The 16,316-nt window shown below is 58.5% G+C and carries 17 protein-coding genes; 9 read left to right on the forward strand and 8 right to left on the reverse strand.

What is annotated here, in order from left to right; genetic code table 11:
• Complete coding sequence (locus GSQ93_RS26385; RefSeq protein WP_158938573.1) at positions 1–825, reverse strand: Sir2 family NAD-dependent protein deacetylase; 825 nt, start codon at positions 823–825, stop codon at positions 1–3.
• Positions 826–1,623: 798 nt separating this feature from the next.
• On the opposite strand from GSQ93_RS26385, the gene GSQ93_RS26390 reads away from it, so the two are divergent.
• Entirely contained in the window at positions 1,624–1,965 is a 342-nt protein-coding gene (locus GSQ93_RS26390) for a GNAT family N-acetyltransferase (RefSeq protein WP_254074064.1), read from the forward strand.
• Positions 1,966–2,303: 338 nt separating this feature from the next.
• Here GSQ93_RS26390 and GSQ93_RS26395 read toward each other — a convergent pair whose 3' ends face one another.
• A complete protein-coding gene (locus tag GSQ93_RS26395) occupies positions 2,304–3,200 on the reverse strand; it encodes an oxidoreductase (protein ID WP_158938575.1) in 897 nt (298 codons plus the stop codon).
• Between the two features lie 124 nt (positions 3,201–3,324).
• Entirely contained in the window at positions 3,325–4,218 is an 894-nt protein-coding gene (locus GSQ93_RS26400; RefSeq protein ID WP_158938576.1) for an alpha/beta fold hydrolase, read from the reverse strand.
• 238 nt (positions 4,219–4,456) lie between these two features.
• Here GSQ93_RS26400 and GSQ93_RS26405 point away from each other — a divergent pair, with 238 nt between their 5' ends.
• The 6 genes from GSQ93_RS26405 (at position 4,457) to GSQ93_RS26430 (ending at position 8,376) form a co-directional block, all read left to right on the forward strand.
• Positions 4,457–4,792 carry a hypothetical protein gene (locus GSQ93_RS26405; protein ID WP_158938577.1) on the forward strand — a complete coding sequence of 112 codons (336 nt, stop codon included), beginning with the start codon at positions 4,457–4,459 and terminating at the stop codon, positions 4,790–4,792.
• 556 nt (positions 4,793–5,348) lie between these two features.
• Positions 5,349–5,789 carry a MarR family winged helix-turn-helix transcriptional regulator gene (locus GSQ93_RS26410; protein WP_158938578.1) on the forward strand — a complete coding sequence of 147 codons (441 nt, stop codon included), beginning with the start codon at positions 5,349–5,351 and terminating at the stop codon, positions 5,787–5,789.
• A 99-nt stretch (positions 5,790–5,888) separates the two neighbouring features.
• A complete protein-coding gene (locus GSQ93_RS26415; protein ID WP_254074065.1) occupies positions 5,889–6,371 on the forward strand; it encodes a hypothetical protein in 483 nt (160 codons plus the stop codon).
• A 103-nt stretch (positions 6,372–6,474) separates the two neighbouring features.
• The gene (locus GSQ93_RS26420; RefSeq protein ID WP_158938579.1) at positions 6,475–7,368 is read left to right on the forward strand and encodes an NmrA family NAD(P)-binding protein; all 894 of its coding nucleotides are present in this window, start codon (positions 6,475–6,477) and stop codon (positions 7,366–7,368) included.
• 54 nt (positions 7,369–7,422) lie between these two features.
• Positions 7,423–7,782 (forward strand): hypothetical protein, encoded by a 360-nt coding sequence (locus GSQ93_RS26425; protein ID WP_158938580.1) that lies wholly within the window; start codon positions 7,423–7,425, stop codon positions 7,780–7,782.
• A 144-nt stretch (positions 7,783–7,926) separates the two neighbouring features.
• Positions 7,927–8,376 (forward strand): ester cyclase, encoded by a 450-nt coding sequence (locus GSQ93_RS26430; protein ID WP_158938581.1) that lies wholly within the window; start codon positions 7,927–7,929, stop codon positions 8,374–8,376.
• Between the two features lie 157 nt (positions 8,377–8,533).
• Here GSQ93_RS26430 and GSQ93_RS26435 read toward each other — a convergent pair whose 3' ends face one another.
• Positions 8,534–9,481 (reverse strand): LysR family transcriptional regulator, encoded by a 948-nt coding sequence (locus GSQ93_RS26435; protein WP_158938582.1) that lies wholly within the window; start codon positions 9,479–9,481, stop codon positions 8,534–8,536.
• Positions 9,482–9,602: 121 nt separating this feature from the next.
• Between GSQ93_RS26435 and GSQ93_RS26440 the strand changes: the two genes are divergently transcribed.
• Positions 9,603–10,865, forward strand: coding sequence for an MFS transporter (locus GSQ93_RS26440; RefSeq protein ID WP_158938583.1), 1,263 nt, complete (start codon positions 9,603–9,605; stop codon positions 10,863–10,865).
• Between the two features lie 616 nt (positions 10,866–11,481).
• On the opposite strand, the gene GSQ93_RS26445 is transcribed toward GSQ93_RS26440, so the two are convergent.
• The 4 genes from GSQ93_RS26445 to GSQ93_RS26460 form a co-directional block, all read right to left on the reverse strand.
• The gene (locus tag GSQ93_RS26445; protein ID WP_216857675.1) at positions 11,482–12,636 is read right to left on the reverse strand and encodes a serine hydrolase; all 1,155 of its coding nucleotides are present in this window, start codon (positions 12,634–12,636) and stop codon (positions 11,482–11,484) included.
• Between the two features lie 41 nt (positions 12,637–12,677).
• Positions 12,678–14,060 (reverse strand): DUF1700 domain-containing protein, encoded by a 1,383-nt coding sequence (locus GSQ93_RS26450; RefSeq protein WP_158938584.1) that lies wholly within the window; start codon positions 14,058–14,060, stop codon positions 12,678–12,680.
• Positions 14,057–14,371 carry a PadR family transcriptional regulator gene (locus tag GSQ93_RS26455; protein WP_216857682.1) on the reverse strand — a complete coding sequence of 105 codons (315 nt, stop codon included), beginning with the start codon at positions 14,369–14,371 and terminating at the stop codon, positions 14,057–14,059. Before GSQ93_RS26455 ends, GSQ93_RS26450 begins: the two co-directional genes overlap by 4 nt.
• A 334-nt stretch (positions 14,372–14,705) precedes the next feature.
• Positions 14,706–15,449, reverse strand: a complete 744-nt coding sequence (locus tag GSQ93_RS26460; RefSeq protein ID WP_158938586.1) for a haloacid dehalogenase type II — start codon at positions 15,447–15,449, stop codon at positions 14,706–14,708.
• A gap of 193 nt (positions 15,450–15,642) precedes the next feature.
• On the opposite strand from GSQ93_RS26460, the gene GSQ93_RS38780 reads away from it, so the two are divergent.
• Complete coding sequence (locus tag GSQ93_RS38780; protein ID WP_367889785.1) at positions 15,643–15,915, forward strand: LysR substrate-binding domain-containing protein; 273 nt, start codon at positions 15,643–15,645, stop codon at positions 15,913–15,915.
• Positions 15,916–16,316: the final 401 nt, after the last annotated feature.

Here is a 16,316-nt window from a genome sequence, read left to right on the forward strand (position 1 = left end):
TCACCCGGCGTTAACACCAGCGTCGATAAGTTCAAGCGTATCGCGAGCGCCGGCAGCAAAACCAACACCCCGGGCTGCTGCAATCGCAAAATCCCGTGGGTTTATACGTATCACGCGCGGTCCAACGCGTTCGCTAAATCGACGAACTGTTGGAATGGTTTTGCCTGCGCCAATTTCAATGACGACCGGTCGCTCCGTTCCTGCAAGCCAAGCATGTAATCGCGCTTCCTGCCGTTCGGTTCGTTGCGCGACCCAGTCGACGTCACCGAACATAAGGATGTTGGGGCGAGCCATAGCACCGCAATGCGGGCAAGACGGCAGCTCACTTAAGAGTTGGCACTGGGCTTCGTCGACGATCGGATGAAACATTTGCGCCGGCCAAATGGCAAGGGAACAAGGGATGGAGCATTGCAAGAAATGAATTGAGCCATGACATTCCGCAACCAGGTCTTCAGGAAATCCGGCTTTCTGAAATTGGCCATCGACATTGCTGGTGAATACGGCAGCACCCCGAGGCATGAACCTTGCCCATCGACGGAGAATGTGGAAACCTGTATGAGGCGAGGCCTGCCGATACAGGTTAAGCCGGTTCCCGTAAAAGCCCCAACCGAGCGTTGGATGTTTAGCCAGAATGCGTGGATTGGCCATATCCTGAAACGTTAATTGATGCGTGCGCAGCGCTGGATACGTCTCCCAGAATCCAGCGGCGCCGCGAAAGTCGGGTAGCCCGGAGTCGACTCCCATTCCAGCCCCTGCGGCAACGAGCAAACCGTCAGCTTCCTGGATCCACGAGACGGCGCGGGCCAGTTTTTCGTCTTCGACCAATTGTTCATCTCCTAGGCGCGCTTGACGTTTGCATCGGATACCTTCCCGGCCGACGTGGGCCAGCGATAACTTGCAATCAGGCCAAATGTAGTTGCAAAAAGTGTCTCGGTCACGAGCAGTTGCCCCAGATTACCGGCGACCGCCAAAACCATCGGCACCAATGCGACGAACGCCGGCGGTATCCGCTACGGTGCAACATTCCAAGAATGCTTGCACCGACGATTCCAGATAGCAGGAATCGGCATACGGCCAGATCGTAAATCGAATACGGCCCAATGACGTACGGACCGAGGATGTTTAACGACCAGCCGAAGGCAGCGAATATTGCCGCGGCGATGCCGGCTAGCGTTTGCCGACCCATCAATTCCCCTCTGTCGTGCTGTAACCGAAACAACAGCGTCACCCATCTCCAAGAGCGTATGCGCGCGAGCTGTGATCACTTTAGAAAAAGAATCGTAGATTTGTCATGGAACGACACTTTTCTGGCCGTGTCGAGCTAACTGACGTGCTAATTTCTGGGACCAGACGCGTTACATCGCAAAGATCAGGTCACCTGTGCAAATGACCGTTGTTGCGCCTGAACCGGCGGCACGCGGCCGCTGATTCGATCGTCAACAAGCAATCCTTTAGGGCAACCGGCTATTAGATTCGCGGCCGCCCGCCAATCGAACCTTCCGGCACATCACGATGCATTCCGCTCCCCGCCTCGCCACTCTTGCCGACCGTCCAGCAATCGAAGTGATTGTTCGACAGGCTTACTCGCCTTACATCAGTCGCATCGGACGACCACCGGGACCTATGTCCGATGACTATGAAACGCTGATTGGCAAAGGCTGGGTCTACGTTGTCGAGGAGGAGGACGCTATATTGGGTCTTCTGGTTCTCATCCTTGAGCCGAATGCGATGTTACTGGACAACGTTGCGGTAGCGTCTTCCTCCAAGGGAACAGGAGTTGGGCGGCGCCTGCTTGAATACGCTAAGCAGTCAGCCAGAGCAGCTGGCTACCGTGTCATCAGGCTCTACACCCATGAGACCATGACGGAAAACCTCGCCCTTTACGGCCGCATCGGCTATACCGAGACGCATCGTGCCGAGGAAGTGGGCTTGAAGCGGGTATTCATGGCCAAGCTTCTGGCCTGATCGCTTGAGTCCGTAGTCTCTTCGACTACACCCGTTAAAGGCATCCGCAGCGAACGTGCGTTTCCGGGGAAGTCGAAGATCCACGACAGCATGAAGATCATGCAGTATTGGCGGCCCTCAAATTGCGTCCGAGCCAGTCAGACAAGGTCATGACGAGCGCACCCATGGTTGCTGCCACTGGCAACTGAACGCGCGCGCGTTTCATTCCGGTCAATGACGCCAGATGCGGAATGTCTGCCGCGTGAAAATTCGCATGCTTGTTTAGGGCCGATGTGATCGTTCTATCGTTGAGCAAGGACGAGCAACGATAGAACGATCGCAATCATCGGCGGTAGTTTTTAGCCGGGTCCGTCGCTCGCGGCCGCCAGAAGCGGCACGACCAGATCGCTGATCGGCGTGGGGATGCCGTGGAATCGGCCGCGTCGTTGCACGACCCCATTACGGCTGTCCCATTCGAGAGGACGTCCCCCTAGCCGGTCGGCGAGGATGGACGTACCCAGGTCGGGCGGGGCGCCATGAAATCCATCGATGGTCTCTTGAGGGACCTCGTCGCCCAATGTCGCGCCCTCGGCGCGGGCAACCTCAAGGCATTCCCGCAGATAGGCCAGAGACAGCGTGGTGACGTCGGCTCGGGAGAACATGCCAGCACGGCGACCTGTCAGAACCATTAAACCCGCGACAGCGTTCTGTAGAAGCTTCCGCCATGCCACGGACGTGAAATCCGCCGCTATATCGACGGAACATCGTGTGCCGCGCAGCGCCGCCAGCACTACGCTGGTGTGCGGCGTGTCTGGCAACGTGAGGCGCGGTTTGGCGCGTAGCCACACCGAGGCGTCCGGTTCGCGTTGAGCGGGAAACCATACCACCGAGGGCAGCACCGGATTGCCGAACAAATACGGTGCGACGAGCGCTTTCTGCTCGACCCCGTTTTGCAGGATGCAAACGACCGTCCTGTCGCTGCACAATGCAGAAAACCACGGAGCCGCCGCTTCCACCTGTGTCGACTTAACTGCAACGAGAACCAGGTCGACGGTGTTCTTGATTTCGGCCGGATCAGTCTGCACGGGCCCCGGTACAACGATACGACCGCCGTCGAAGCGCAGTTCAAGACGCTCGTGCGCCGTGCGGCCGCAAACCGTCGGTGTGCGGCCCGCCTCATGGAGCGCTGCCGCCAAGGTCGTGCCAATTGCCCCCGGACCAACGACGGCGACGGTTGGATTTTCAGACATCGTCATGATCATATTGTCCTGATTTTCTATTGGGTGGCTTGGCGCGTTGCCGCTTCGGCGAACTTGCGCCACTAAAATACTTCGCACGAACCCTGCTGTTCACGGGCTCGCCGGTGGCATGCCTATAACCTCAAACGGTCCATGCGTTGATATCGAGAACTGCCTCGGCAAACGCTTCCGGCGCCTCCTGTGGAAGATTGTGACCTGCGTTAGCCACGACGCGGTTCTCATGACGTCCCGTGAAACGCTTCGAATTTGTCTGTCTGCCTCCGGGTGGCGAGACACCATCGGCGTCCCCCTCCAGCGTGATCGTGGGCACGGTGATTGACGGCATCGCAGAGAGTTTTAGTTCGATATCCTCAAGCCGGGGATCACCGTCGACCAGCCCGAAACGGTGCCGATAAGAATGGACTACCACGTCGACGAAATCGGGATTGTCGAACGCCGCCGCCGAGCGCGCGTAGACGTCGTCGTCGACGCGCCACGTCGGCGACCATAGAGACCACAAAAGACGACAGAACGCGCGCCGGTTCTCGATCAGCCCGGCCCGGCCGCGCTCGCCATGAAGGTAGTACTGGTACCACATCCGGTATTCCTTTTCGGGATCGGATGGCTGTAGGGCGTTGGCTATGTTCTGGATGTTGTACCCGTTGACCGAAACCAGCCCCCGTGCTCTCGATGGATAGAGCGCTGCAACAATGCATGCCGCCCGGCCGCCCCAGTCGTATCCGCCGAGTATGGCCTGGCCGATCTGAAGCGCATCGAGCAGAGCCAGCAGGTCAGCCCCAAGCGCCGCCTGCTGGCCCGAGCGAAGCGTGGTGGGCGAAAGGAAGCGCGTCGGCCCGTATCCGCGGAGGTAGGGCGTAATGACCCGGGCGCCCTCGGACGTCAGGCGTGGCGCCACTTCCTCGTATGCGTGGATGTCGTAAGGGAAACCGTGAAGCAGGACTACCGGCCATCCGTTGGGATCGCCCTGTTCGACATAGGCGATGTCGAGCAATTCGGTTGCGATATGTTTGAGCATGGGTCAGAAGGATATCTATCTTGAACCGGTTCAACAAACCAGAAAAATTGCCGGATCGAATCAGAAAAACTCTCGCAAACAGGTCCATGAATGGAGAAGATTGCTGATGGACTCGCTGCACTGCACACCATTTCGGTGTGGATAAAAGCACGCGGCACGGGAACTGCTTCGAATGTAGTCGAGCAGGCGGCGTCCGTCTGCGTCTATTTTTCTTAGTCCAATCAAGGAGGGACGGATCATGATCAAGGCAACCAGCGCATTAATCGCGGCCGTCGCCGCACTCACGTTGTCGGGCGGCGCCTATGCACAGGCGGGAGGAGGCACAAGCGGGGGGAGTTCGTCAGGCAGCACCGCTAGCCCGGCGAACCTGGTGAACGGTGCTAATGGGGCGAACGGTGCAACGGGAGGCTACGGCACCCCAGGCGTCAATAACTCCGATAGCGGCATGGCCGGCAAGGCCCCGAATTCAGGTCTGCCGAGTAGCACGAACAGCACGACATCTGGCACGAGTGCTCCCACGAGCAACAATACGCTAGCCACACCAGGCGTGAAGTCACCGGCCGCAGGCCAATAACCACGTAAAGATGACAACGAGCGGCGAATAAGCGCTCGAGACGCATGGGGCCCCAGGGTAATTCCGACTGGCGCCCCATTTTCGTGGCTAGCAGGCGCGAGTTAATATGACCGACTTACGATGGGAAGCACCGACAGATTCGGGTGTGTCGTGACGGACTATCCCCGACGAACTCCCTGCGAATTTGAAGTTTGAGTCTTCATTCGCTATACGTTGTAAGAAAGGCATTAGTTAGCTAACCTTGATTTAATCCAGCGCTTCTCGCCAACTTTTCGCTCAACTGCTGCCGCTCGAAAGCCGCGACAACGAAGTTGACAAACGTGCGTGTTTTCGCCAGCGTTTGCTCCCTCCCCGTTTCACATCCCTGCCGCTGGCACGACCCTCTGCGCGGTATCGAATCAGGAATGCAAGCGGGGCGCCACGGAACAGAAGTCAGGCATCGGGTGTTCCGCCAACTTGCGAGCACTGCAGCCCTCGCTATAGCCAGTAAAAAATAAACTTGACAACGCACGTTGTATCTACAACAATGAATTCATCAACAGACTGGGTTCGATTCATGACAACACGTAACGCCGTTCGCGAAATCATCAACAACTGCCTGGCCATGCGCGTTCGCATTGTTGCGCGTTCGGTTTCGGCCATCTACGAACAGGCTATGGCAAGCCATGATGTGACCATTGCCCAAGTGAATATGCTGACCGCGTTGGGTGAACTTGGTTCATGCGCGCCGGGTAAGATCGGCGAGGTTCTTCAACTTGAACGGTCTACCGTTTCGCGCAATCTGGATCTGCTGATACAGAAGGGATTGGTTGAGGCGGTGTCCTCGGACGCAAAGGGGATTCGAGAAGTCGCTCTGACAGCAGCAGGGAACGGGAAGATTGAAGCCGTGCTCCCGGACTGGCGGGCCGCACAGAAACAGGCCGGCAAGTTGCTGGGGTTAGATGGAGTTGGGGCAGTCCACAAAGCAGCGGCGTCCATCTGGAGTTCACCGATCTGAAGTGTCATCTGCCGTGATGGACGCCGTCGTTTCGATGGCATTTTTTTTACGATCTATGTTGTATATACACCAAATGTTTTGCCTACCTAAGGAGATGTCGTGACTATCGAGAAGATCATCAGCGGTGTAGCCATTGGTCCCGCGTCGGGACTATCGAAACGGTTGGTGACGGTCGCACTGGGGGTCGCGCTGATGTTTGCTGCACCCGCCTTCAGCTTTGCTCAGACGGCGACGGAGCCCGCACAAGCATCCGCCTCACTCGGATTACCCGACGTTCCCACCACCCGAATACTTGCGATCGGCCGGTTGACGTCGAAGTCGACGCCGGGTGCTATCGGCGCGGTCCTTCCTCAGGAAGTTCGCGAGACGGTCAAACTTTACCTCGAGGGAAAGATTGACCAGTGGTACGTCCGGAAGGACCAGGCCAGCGTGGTTTTTATCCTCAATATCACCGATGTGAATGAGGCCCGCAGAACACTGGAACAGTTACCGCTGGGCCGCGCGGATCTAATGGAATTCGACCTCATTCCACTGGGCCCGTTGTCTCCGCTGGCAGCTTTGGGCGGGTCACCAAACCGGTAAGAAATAGAGTGGAATCCTAAGCCATCAGGCGGTATGAACGAAGGGCATTAAATTTTAAATACGTAGGATTACGAACGTTAACTAACTGTATCTGGAGAAAGAGATGAGTGATGAACTGTATCTGGTAACAGGCGCAACAGGCGCCACCGGTCGGAGTGCTATCGACCACTTGCTGTCAAAGGGATCGAAGGTTCGGGCCTTCGTGCATAACGACGACGACCGTGCCGCGGCATTGCGCGCCAGCGGAGTCGAGGTTGTCCTGGGCGATCTCCTCGACAACGAAGCTGTTCAAAAAGCAGTGCAGGGAGTGACGAGCGCCTACTTCGTGTATCCCGTCATGCAACCGCAGCTCGTTGACGCGAGCGCCTATTTTGCGCACGCATCGATAGCCGCGGGGGTGCGTTCCATCGTCAATATGTCGCAGATATCTGCACGGGTTGACGCTGTGAGCCACGCGGCGCGTTCGCATTGGTATGGAGAACGCGTATTCGACTGGGCCGGCGTTCCCGTGACGCATCTGCGGCCCACCTTTTTCATGGAATGGTTGACGTACGGGTTTCAACTGCCGCTTATCGCTAACCACGATCTCATCAAGGTTCCGGCGGGAAACGGGCGTCACGCGCCCATTTCAGCGGAAGACCAGGGGCGTGCCATCGCCAATATCATGCTTGATCCGGTGCCGCATGCCGGCAAGATCTACCCGCTCTATGGCGCGGTGGAGATGAACCACAAAGAGCTCGCGAGCGCCGTTGGCGAAGCATTGGGCCGAACGATTCGCTACGAGCCCGAAAGCTTCGATGAATTCGGCGCACGGCTGAATGCGATCGGAATGCCGAAGCATTTCATCCAGCATATCGTCGCGGTTTATCGCGACTACCAGAACGGCGATTTCGCCGGGATCAACAATTCAGTGGAGGCTTTGACGGGTAGAAAACCCATGACGGTAGGCGAATACGTCAAAGCTAACAGCACGCTCTTTCAGCCGAAACAACAGTAGTCGAATTGATTCTATCCCCGTATTCCTCACATTTTCAATAACTGGAGTTTCAACATGTCCCAAGCTAAAAATCCGCGCGTCCATGCAGACATCCTGCCGGCGCTCGCCGCTGTCACCGCTCCCACGAACAAAATTCTCGCGATCGGTTCGGTGACGGCGAAGGGAACGCCTGACGCCATTGCCCCCGTCCTGCCTTTTGAAGTGCGCGCCACTGTCCGCAACTACCTCGCTGGCAAGATCGAGCACTGGTATTTCCAGGCTGAAGGGTATGGGGTTGTCTTTATCATGAACGCATCGAGTACAGCTGAAGCTCGCGAGATTCTGGAAAAGCTACCCTTGGGCGTGGCGGGCATGATGGAATTTGAACTCATCGCTCTTTCACCGTTGAAGCCGCTTGCCCTGTTGATCGGTTAACGGCCTGAACCACAACACGCGCGAGAGTTCTTCGAATATTGCCGCAAGAAACGGGGGGTATCTGACTGCGTGCATCGATATTGTTGGGGCAGAGAGAGGCGATCGTGCCGCTCTTCTTCAACCACAGTCAGTGAGGAATTCATCATGTCCAGAGAAGACGACAACAAGGCCATCGTAGGCCGCTGGTTCACCGATTTCTGGGGCAAGACTTGCAACCTCGACATTGTCGACGAACTTGCTGCCCCCGACATGCTTCTGCGCTACTCGCTGCACGAGCCGCGTCGTGGCCGAGAGGACATCAAGGCGTTCATGACCGATTTCCGCGAAGCGTTCCCGGACCTCAACTTCTGGGGCGCTGCTGATCTTATTGCCGAGGGGGAGTATGTAGTCGGCCGTTGGGAGGGTGGCGGCACGCACACCGGTCCGGCATTCAGCGATTTCCTGGTTGGATCGCTGCCGGCTGCGACCGGCCGAAAAATGCGCTTCACCGGCACGACCGTGCTTCGCCTTAAAGATGGCAAGATCGTCGAGGAAATTGGGCTGGATGACGGCGTGACCGCTCTGCAACAACTTGGACTTATCAAGGCCGCATGATTGAAGGCGCGGCGTTTCCGGTGTCTTTCGGCGACGCCGCGCCCATCTGAATTCTTTGGCGCAAGCGAACGGTCATGAAAGTCGCGACCTAGAGTGTCGAACGTCCGCTGTCCCAGGGGCGAGAGAGATTGTCCGCGAGTTTGGAATAAAATTTCACTCAGGATGTCAAATTAATTGATAAATCGGTGTCTTCCCTTTGCATCGCCATCTTGCCTTTGGCGAGCACCTCGGTGAGCGAACCGCGCAACATATCGATAGCCCGCATGAGCCGACCGGGCACAGAGCCGTGAATGAACCACACATCCACTCCCGTCCGAAAGTCAGTGGCCTCTATCACCTGCAGCGCTGGACGATGCACCGTGCGTTCCAGAATGTCCGGCGTGACGAGGCCGATACCCAGTCCACGCGCTACCAGAGACAGTTGCAACTCCGAGCCAAACGCTTCAACGGCGACATTGAATGGCACCCCCGCCGCCTCGATCGCGCGTCTTAACACCGAGCGCATGCCGCAGCCGTCCTGATTGAGTACCCACTCGTAGCGCGCCAGATCGGCCAATGTCACCGGCGTGTCGGGCAGACCGAGGGCGCGCGCCGCGACGATCACAATCGGCAAGAACGCAAGGCGCGTAGCCTGCAACGTCTCGGGTGGCGTAAAGCCCGCCGGCATCATCACGATCGATGCATCGATCCACCCTCGTTCGACACTCTGCAACAGAGCCGGCGACCAACCTGCGGTTACGCGCAGCGTCAGTCGCGGAAAGGCACTGCGCAGGAGGTCGACCGGCTTTTCGAGTGCGACTTCGGCGAGAAACGGTGGCATGCCAATTCTCAACTCGCCGGACGGCTCGCTTTCGGGAGAGGCCACCACCAATAGATCGTCCACCGCGCGCAACACGGTGCGCGCCAGCGCGTACACCTCCTTGCCGGCAGCGGTTGGCTTGAGCGGCTTGCTTTGGCGATCGAGTAACTCCACACCGAGCATGGTTTCAAGGTTTTGCACGCGCCGTGTCAGCCCAGGCTGCGTGAGATGGAGTTTTTCAGCGGCTCGCACCATCGAACCGCTGTCGACAACTGCCACGAACGCTTGTAGATCGCGTGTATTCAAAGGGGCGCTCCAATGCGCACTAGAAATTAATGCGCATAATCATTATCAACATATTTCAATTGTCGCATATTGAGCGCGTCGCTACGATGTCTTCTCAGATCTTGTTTTGAGAACCCGCTCGATGAATCCATCCGTAGAAAACCCTGTCCCTGCCATCACGACACAGGAAACCGACAACCCGCAGAGACTCACCGGGCCGCTGACCATTTTCTTCGCGGCGGCAGTCGGCGTGATCGTGATGAATCTGTTTGCTGCTCAAACGCTGACGGGTGTTATTGGCCGCAGCTTGCATCTCTCTCCGGCGTTTTCCGGCCTCGCGGCCATGCTGCCGCAACTCGGCTATGCCGTCGGTCTGGTGCTGCTCGTGCCGCTATGCGACCTGCTGGAGAACCGGCGATTAATCGTGCGCACGCTGGCGTGCGGCGCCGGTTTTCTGGCGGTCGCGATGCTCACCGAGTCACGCGTATTGTTCCTGCTCGCTGTGTTCCTGGCCGGTGCTGCGTCCAGCGTGATCCAGATGCTGGTGCCAATGGCCGCTGCGATGGCGCCGGAAAAGCATCGCGGACGTGCAGTTGGCAACGTGATGAGCGGCTTGATGCTGGGCATTTTGTTCTCGCGTCCGGCCGCCAGCGTGATTGCCGGGTCAATCGGCTGGCGTGCTTTCTACGGGATTGCCGCTGTGATCGATGCACTACTTGCTGTCGTCCTGTATATGCAACTGCCTGTGCGCACACCCGCCATCCGGACGCGTTACCCGGCGCTCCTGTACTCGCTCTGGACGTTGATGCGCACCGAGCCTGTGTTGCAACGGAACGCTGCATCGGCTGCGTTCGTGATGGGGGCGTTCAGTGCGTTCTGGACTGCGATTGGCCTTCGGCTCGTGCAGCCGCCGTTCAGCTTCGATATGAATGGCATCGCACTGTTCGCGCTCGCCGGTGCGGCGGGGGCGATCGTGACGCCGCTCGCCGGGCGTGCGGGCGACCGTGGGTGGGGCCGCAAGATGTTGCTCGCAGCCCACCTGACGATGCTCCTCGCGCTGGTGATAATCGGCGTAGCGGGCGCGGGCTGGAGCGGGTTCTCGGCGAGCGTCCATCCGGTTCTGGCGGTTGCGATGCTTGTTGCAGGCGCGGCCGCGCTCGATGCAGGCGTCGTCACTGACCAGACCTTGGGCCGACGTGCGATCAACCTGATGGATCCCGCCGCGCGCGGAAGGTTGAACGGTTTGTTTGTCGGCGTGGTGTTTGTCGGCGGCGCGCTGGGTGCCGCGCTTGCGGGCGCCGCGTGGGCGATGGCCGGCTGGAACGGCGTCTGCGTAGTGGGATTCGTTTTCACCGGCCTCGCTTTCGGTCTCCGGCTGACCCGGCCGGCTGAATTGGCGAGTTAAGACTGTCGACGTCCAGACTTCTTGAAAGGCGCGTTCAGATTCTACGCACTCCATTCCAATCGTGCGCACTGTAACGCCGTTATCAGGCTCGCCCGCGCCATGCGACGAATGCGACACCTCCGCCGATGATCCACGACGGCGATGTAGTTAAGAAGATGTTCGAAGGTCAGGTTACGCAGGTCGGACATGGCGGGCTTCGGTGAGGTTAATCGATTGCTTCGATCTTGAGGATCCGTCTCGAAAGCCGATGCAGGACATCGCGGCCAACGATGTTCGCAGTGTGTCACGGATTTGAATCCACATCAGCGTGCGTCGCCCTCAGTTTCATCGAGTTGCGCTTCAGCGGATTGATCGTTTAACCAAGCGTCACCCTGGCCATGACCGCACTGCTGCGCAGTCTAGCTGCCGCTGGTTTGGAGGGCTATAGTCGCTAATGACTTTAACAGGCTCATTAGTGACATGAGATTGGCTGTCTTTGCTCGCGGGCGATCTGGTACATTGGCGAGGGACAGCAACAGGGTTGCCCGATGACGAAGCGTCGGTGCGAAATCATTTGCGTAGGATTCCTTTGTTTATTCAGAGGAAGCCAAACGTTGATCGCACCCGGATTGATACATCACGCCTTGAGGCTGGGCAGCACGAAATGGCGCAGCACGTCATCGGGCATTTGCCAGTCTTTCGGATCGTTGTAGTTTCCGGCTGTGACGACCACCACGAGTTCGCGTGCCGGAACGATAGCCAGCAACTGCCCGCCATTGCCGAAACCCATCACATAGTGCTCGCCCCGAATTCCGCCCTTGGTCGGATAGGCGATTTGGCCGACCCGCCAAAAGTAACCATATGACTGTCCGTCACGCACCGCGGCAGCGGGAGTGAAGCTCGCATCGAGCCAGGCCGCGGGCACGATCGTACGGCCGTTCCATTGGCCGCGGGCGAGCACCAGCTGCCCCACACGTGCGAGTTCACGAGGCGTCAGGCGTAGCCCGGATGCGGCAATTGCCTCGCCATCCGTGCCTTTTGCCCACGAGAATTTATCGATGCCAAGCGGCTCGAAAAGGGCCGTGCGCGCGTAGTCTTCAAGCGCTTGCCCGGTGCCCTTCTCAATCAGGCGGCCGACCAGCGCAACGGCGCCACCGCTATAGATCCAGACTTCTCCCGGCGCAGCAACAACCGGGCGCTCGAGCACGTAACGAAAGCGATCCGCTGCGGCATCCATTGCCGACTCGCTGTTGGCCGGATCCCTATACGAAAGTTGCTCGTTCCATTGCATGCCGAGCGTCATGGTGAGCGCGTTGGCGATCGTGAGACCTGCCCGTTGCGGATCTCGGGCGAGGTCCGGGTATTCCGGGAACTGCGACAGGAGCGGTGTATTCACGGGCGGAACGCGCTTGTCTGCGAGCGCAATACCGTAGAGCAACGACACAAGGCTCTTGGTGACCGAGCGCAGATCGTGCTGCGTGTCGGGTCCGAAAACGACCTCTCCGGCTGATTGACCCCGGGTTTCATCAATGCCCGAAAAATAGCGCTCGAAGGCGATATTCCCTTGGTGCACTACCACGACGCTATGCACGTTGCCCAGCGGAGTCGCGGTACAAAAGGCTTCGAAGCGAGCGTCGAGATCGGGTGCAAATCCGGAAGCAGCAGCGGAATCAGAAGCAGCAGGGGGCTTCGTTGTCAATGAAGCGGCTTGGGCGAATAGCGGCATCTGGGTCGCTATCAATGCGGTTCCGGCTAGTTTGAAGATGTCACGGCGGCTAACGGTCTTGATCATCAACGTCTCCTTGAAAGCCCTGGTCTGCGATGTCGATATCGCTAGGGCGCGTTCTCGATACGGCCACTACCCGATATGGCCGAATGCACCTGTGCCGGACGCCCGTGCAGCTTCACGACACCGCTGCCGCGGATGGCAATGTCCGCGCTGTCTTGCGCCGCGACTTGCACTTCGCCGCTGCCGTGGACCATGATCTGCGCAGACTTGGCCAAGAGGCCTTGCAGTTCCGCCTCGCCCGAACCGGCGACATTGAGCGCGACTACCTGCACCGCACCCGTCGCGACAACATGGCCGCTCCCCGTGATGTCCAGTTGCAGCTTCGGCTGGTCGATACCCGACAGAGCGAGGTCACTGCTGCCCCTGATTCCCCATGTTGCGATCGACGGAGCCGTCAGCCGAACCGAGAGATGCGTGCCGGAGGCACAGCCGAGGTCGCTATCGAAACCGAGTCTGCCATCAACAATGCGCACATGACTGATGACAGAAGGATCGCCCGTCACGGTCGCCTCGGCTTTGGGTCCGGGCTCATAGGTCACAGAGGCCGGCAACTCGATATCGAGGCTGTTGCTCGCCTCGAACGGGAACGTAACGGAGGCGGGCGAGGTACCGACCGTGTTCGCGATATTGACGCCGCTTGCGGTCCCGGCGCTTGCAGATGCCCGGTCGAACCATGTTGGACTGCAACGCCATCCTCCCTCCCGCCACCACGACGCACCGCTAACCCGATGCGACCCGGCGAGCGAACTGCTGAGCGCAAGGACAGCGACGACAACGGTCAACCCTGCGACGACCAACACTGCCGGTCTTTTGGCGATGTTCCGCTTCTGCGTCGACACGTCTTCGCCCGAGCCTCGCGTCCTGTCCTGATCGGGATCGAGCAGGCGGTAATGCAGCCGTATATAGCGTCCAAGCATCCGCACGCCTGCGCCGAGTCCCAGTAGCAACAGCGAGCCGCCGATGACAAGGCAGGCGATCAGCCCGATGCCGACCACGAAGCGGATGACCCCGCCAACGAACGAGCCACCGTGCGCAAAAAACACGACGGTGAAGATCATATGTGCTCCAACAGCACCAAGGGCCACGAGGCCGATGCCAATCCCGAGCGCAATGGCTGCCACGACCAGCAGCAGCGGCATCAGGAAGAAGATGTCGACGGCCGCGAGGCCTGCCAGCGCAAGCATGGCGGTGATGAGGTTGGCAAAGCTGCGATGGGCTTCAAATCGGCGCAGGCCGGTTTCGGCGCGGAGCTCCCGCGCGAGCCGTGCGGGGTCTCCCAGAGCTTCGGCGACCTCTGCCTCACTGCGACCCGACGCGCGCGCCTCGGCAAAATGCGCTGCGTAGTCGGCGATGATCTCCTCGACTTCTTCCTTTGACAGACCGGCAAGTCCGGCTCGCAGCGTGCGCAAGAATGCTTCACTGTTCACGTCGGGTCTCCGAGAAGTTGATCGACCGCAGCCACGAAGGACCGCCAGTCACGCCGATGCGCTTCAAGAGCGTCATGGCCCATCGGCGTGAGCCGATAATATTTACGCGAGGGCCCGCTGGTCGATTCGACCAGGCGGGTTGCGACCAGCCCATCGTTCTGCATGCGGCGCATCAGTGGATAGATCGTGCCTTCGCCCATGCCGACGGCACTGGCGAGCGTGCTGGCGATCTCGTAACCGTAGCTCTCCCCGCGCGACAACAGGGCGAGCACGCACAGATCGAGTGCCCCTTTCTTCAGTTGAACCTGGATCGACTCGGTCATATGCCCACTCGGTGAATAGGTTGAAGATATAACACGCTAGCTGTTTATGCAAGGTAGCTAAGTCGATTTTCTTCGATGACGTGATCGCGTGGGCTGGCGAGTTGAAAACTTCTATTGAAAGGAGTGACGGATGGGTGAGCCGGGATGAAAGCGGGAAATCGCTAAGCGCTTGTGCTGTTCGAGGCTCGTTGGAGAAGGGGAGACGTCTGTCTCCCCGGGCAGTGCGAAGTGGAATTATTTTTCGATGAGCGCTGTTTTATAATGGTTAACCTGGCGCACCCGCTCGAGGATTGATGCAAATCCCCCGCGTGCTACGAGTCGACTACATACCCACGAAGGCCGGCAGCGCCTCGAAGTCGGAAGCAATCGTATCCGGAAGTACGCCGAGATGCTCTGTCGGTACTTTCAGACGATTCATCCAGATTGTCGGGAATCCGAAGGTCTTTGCGCCCGCTGCATCCCATCCGCCGAAAGCGACGAAGGCAATTTCCTCGCGGGGCACTCCGAACGCGTCGATACCCATTTGATAAGAGCGCGGGTCGGGCTTGTAAGCCTTCACCAGATCGGTGGATAGCAAATGATCAAAGACACCATCAAGGTCGGAGTTCCTGATCCCGGCTTCTAGCATTGGAACGGTGAAGTCGGTCAATGGTGCAAGCTTCAGGCCTTGCTTCTTTAGGGTCTTGAGTACCGGCACTACATCTGGCCATGCCTTCATGTTCAGGAACCCAGCCAGTAACTGCTGCCGCTGCTCGCTTGTGATGGTTATTTTCTCAGCATCCGTTGCGAATGCCAGCGCCTCGTCCGTGACCTGAATGAAATCGACGTAGGTGCCCATCATCGTTCGCAGCCAGGTGTAGTCAAACTGCCGGCTACGCCACGTTGCTACCAGCGCCGCGCTCTTGCCGGGGAAGAACTGCTCCGCCTGCGCAAAAATGGGTCGCGGATCGAACAGCGCCAGCCCATCGAATGCGACCGCCTTGATGCTGTGTGTGGCCGAGCGCGCGGGTAACGCGCTGTCTGCTGCGCCTGCCACTGCCGCTGTCAGAAACGTGCGTCGATTCATGGTGTTTCTCCAATAACCAAGGGGTCTATGAGGCTGGGCTTCATGCTATTTCAGTGCTCCGCCAGGATGCCTCGCGACAGGCGCACGAATTCGACGACGTAAAACGATTGGCAAGCATTACTTACATTTTGCTGTCCGTACTCGCGCCCTTTCAGTGCACTTTGCCACCAACACCGTTCACGCTTGCCGGGCGGTGGCGATCACCGCCGCCGGCATTGCCTTGCTACCCGACTTTTCGGTGATCGACGACATTGAATCGGGGCGACTCGCGCCCGTTCTTCCAGATTGGGCTATGAATCCCGCTCCAATCCATGCCTTACTTTCAACCGGGAATTTCATGGTACCGAAAAGCCAAATGTTCATAGGAATGCTGACGAAATACATGGTCCTGGTCCGGGAAAAAAGGGCCAAGACCGGCTGCTCAGCAGCCGTCGTGGTTCCTCACGCATCGCGGAACTCTGCTTAACTCCAGACCGGTCAGCATAAAAGCTTGGGAATCTTCGATGCGATTTTGCTGCATCCACCTCCCGTAGCTAACCGTTGAGCGCGCAATGGCTTCTGTCGCATATGAAGCGTCACCGATGGCGACCTGCACCGGACCCACCACCGATAACGCTACGTCCACGGCCCGGATAGTTCTGATCTTGGACCAACGGCTCATTGGGGCCAAGCTTGCGCCGCGAATGTCGGCTTGGGAAGTCTTAAACCCACGAATCACGATCCGCGAATTCAGGACAATCCTGGATACGTGCATCCTGGCAAGACGCTTTTGCTGGTGTTCGTCGCGCTCTCGAAGGGCAGGAACGGCTTCGATAACCTCAAACAAGCTATGCACCGGCTGCGACCGAACCTGGAGGCCTCGCGCTA

The organism is Burkholderia sp. S171 (assembly GCF_009766085.1).
In the GTDB taxonomy this organism is placed as follows: Bacteria; Pseudomonadota; Gammaproteobacteria; order Burkholderiales; family Burkholderiaceae; genus Caballeronia.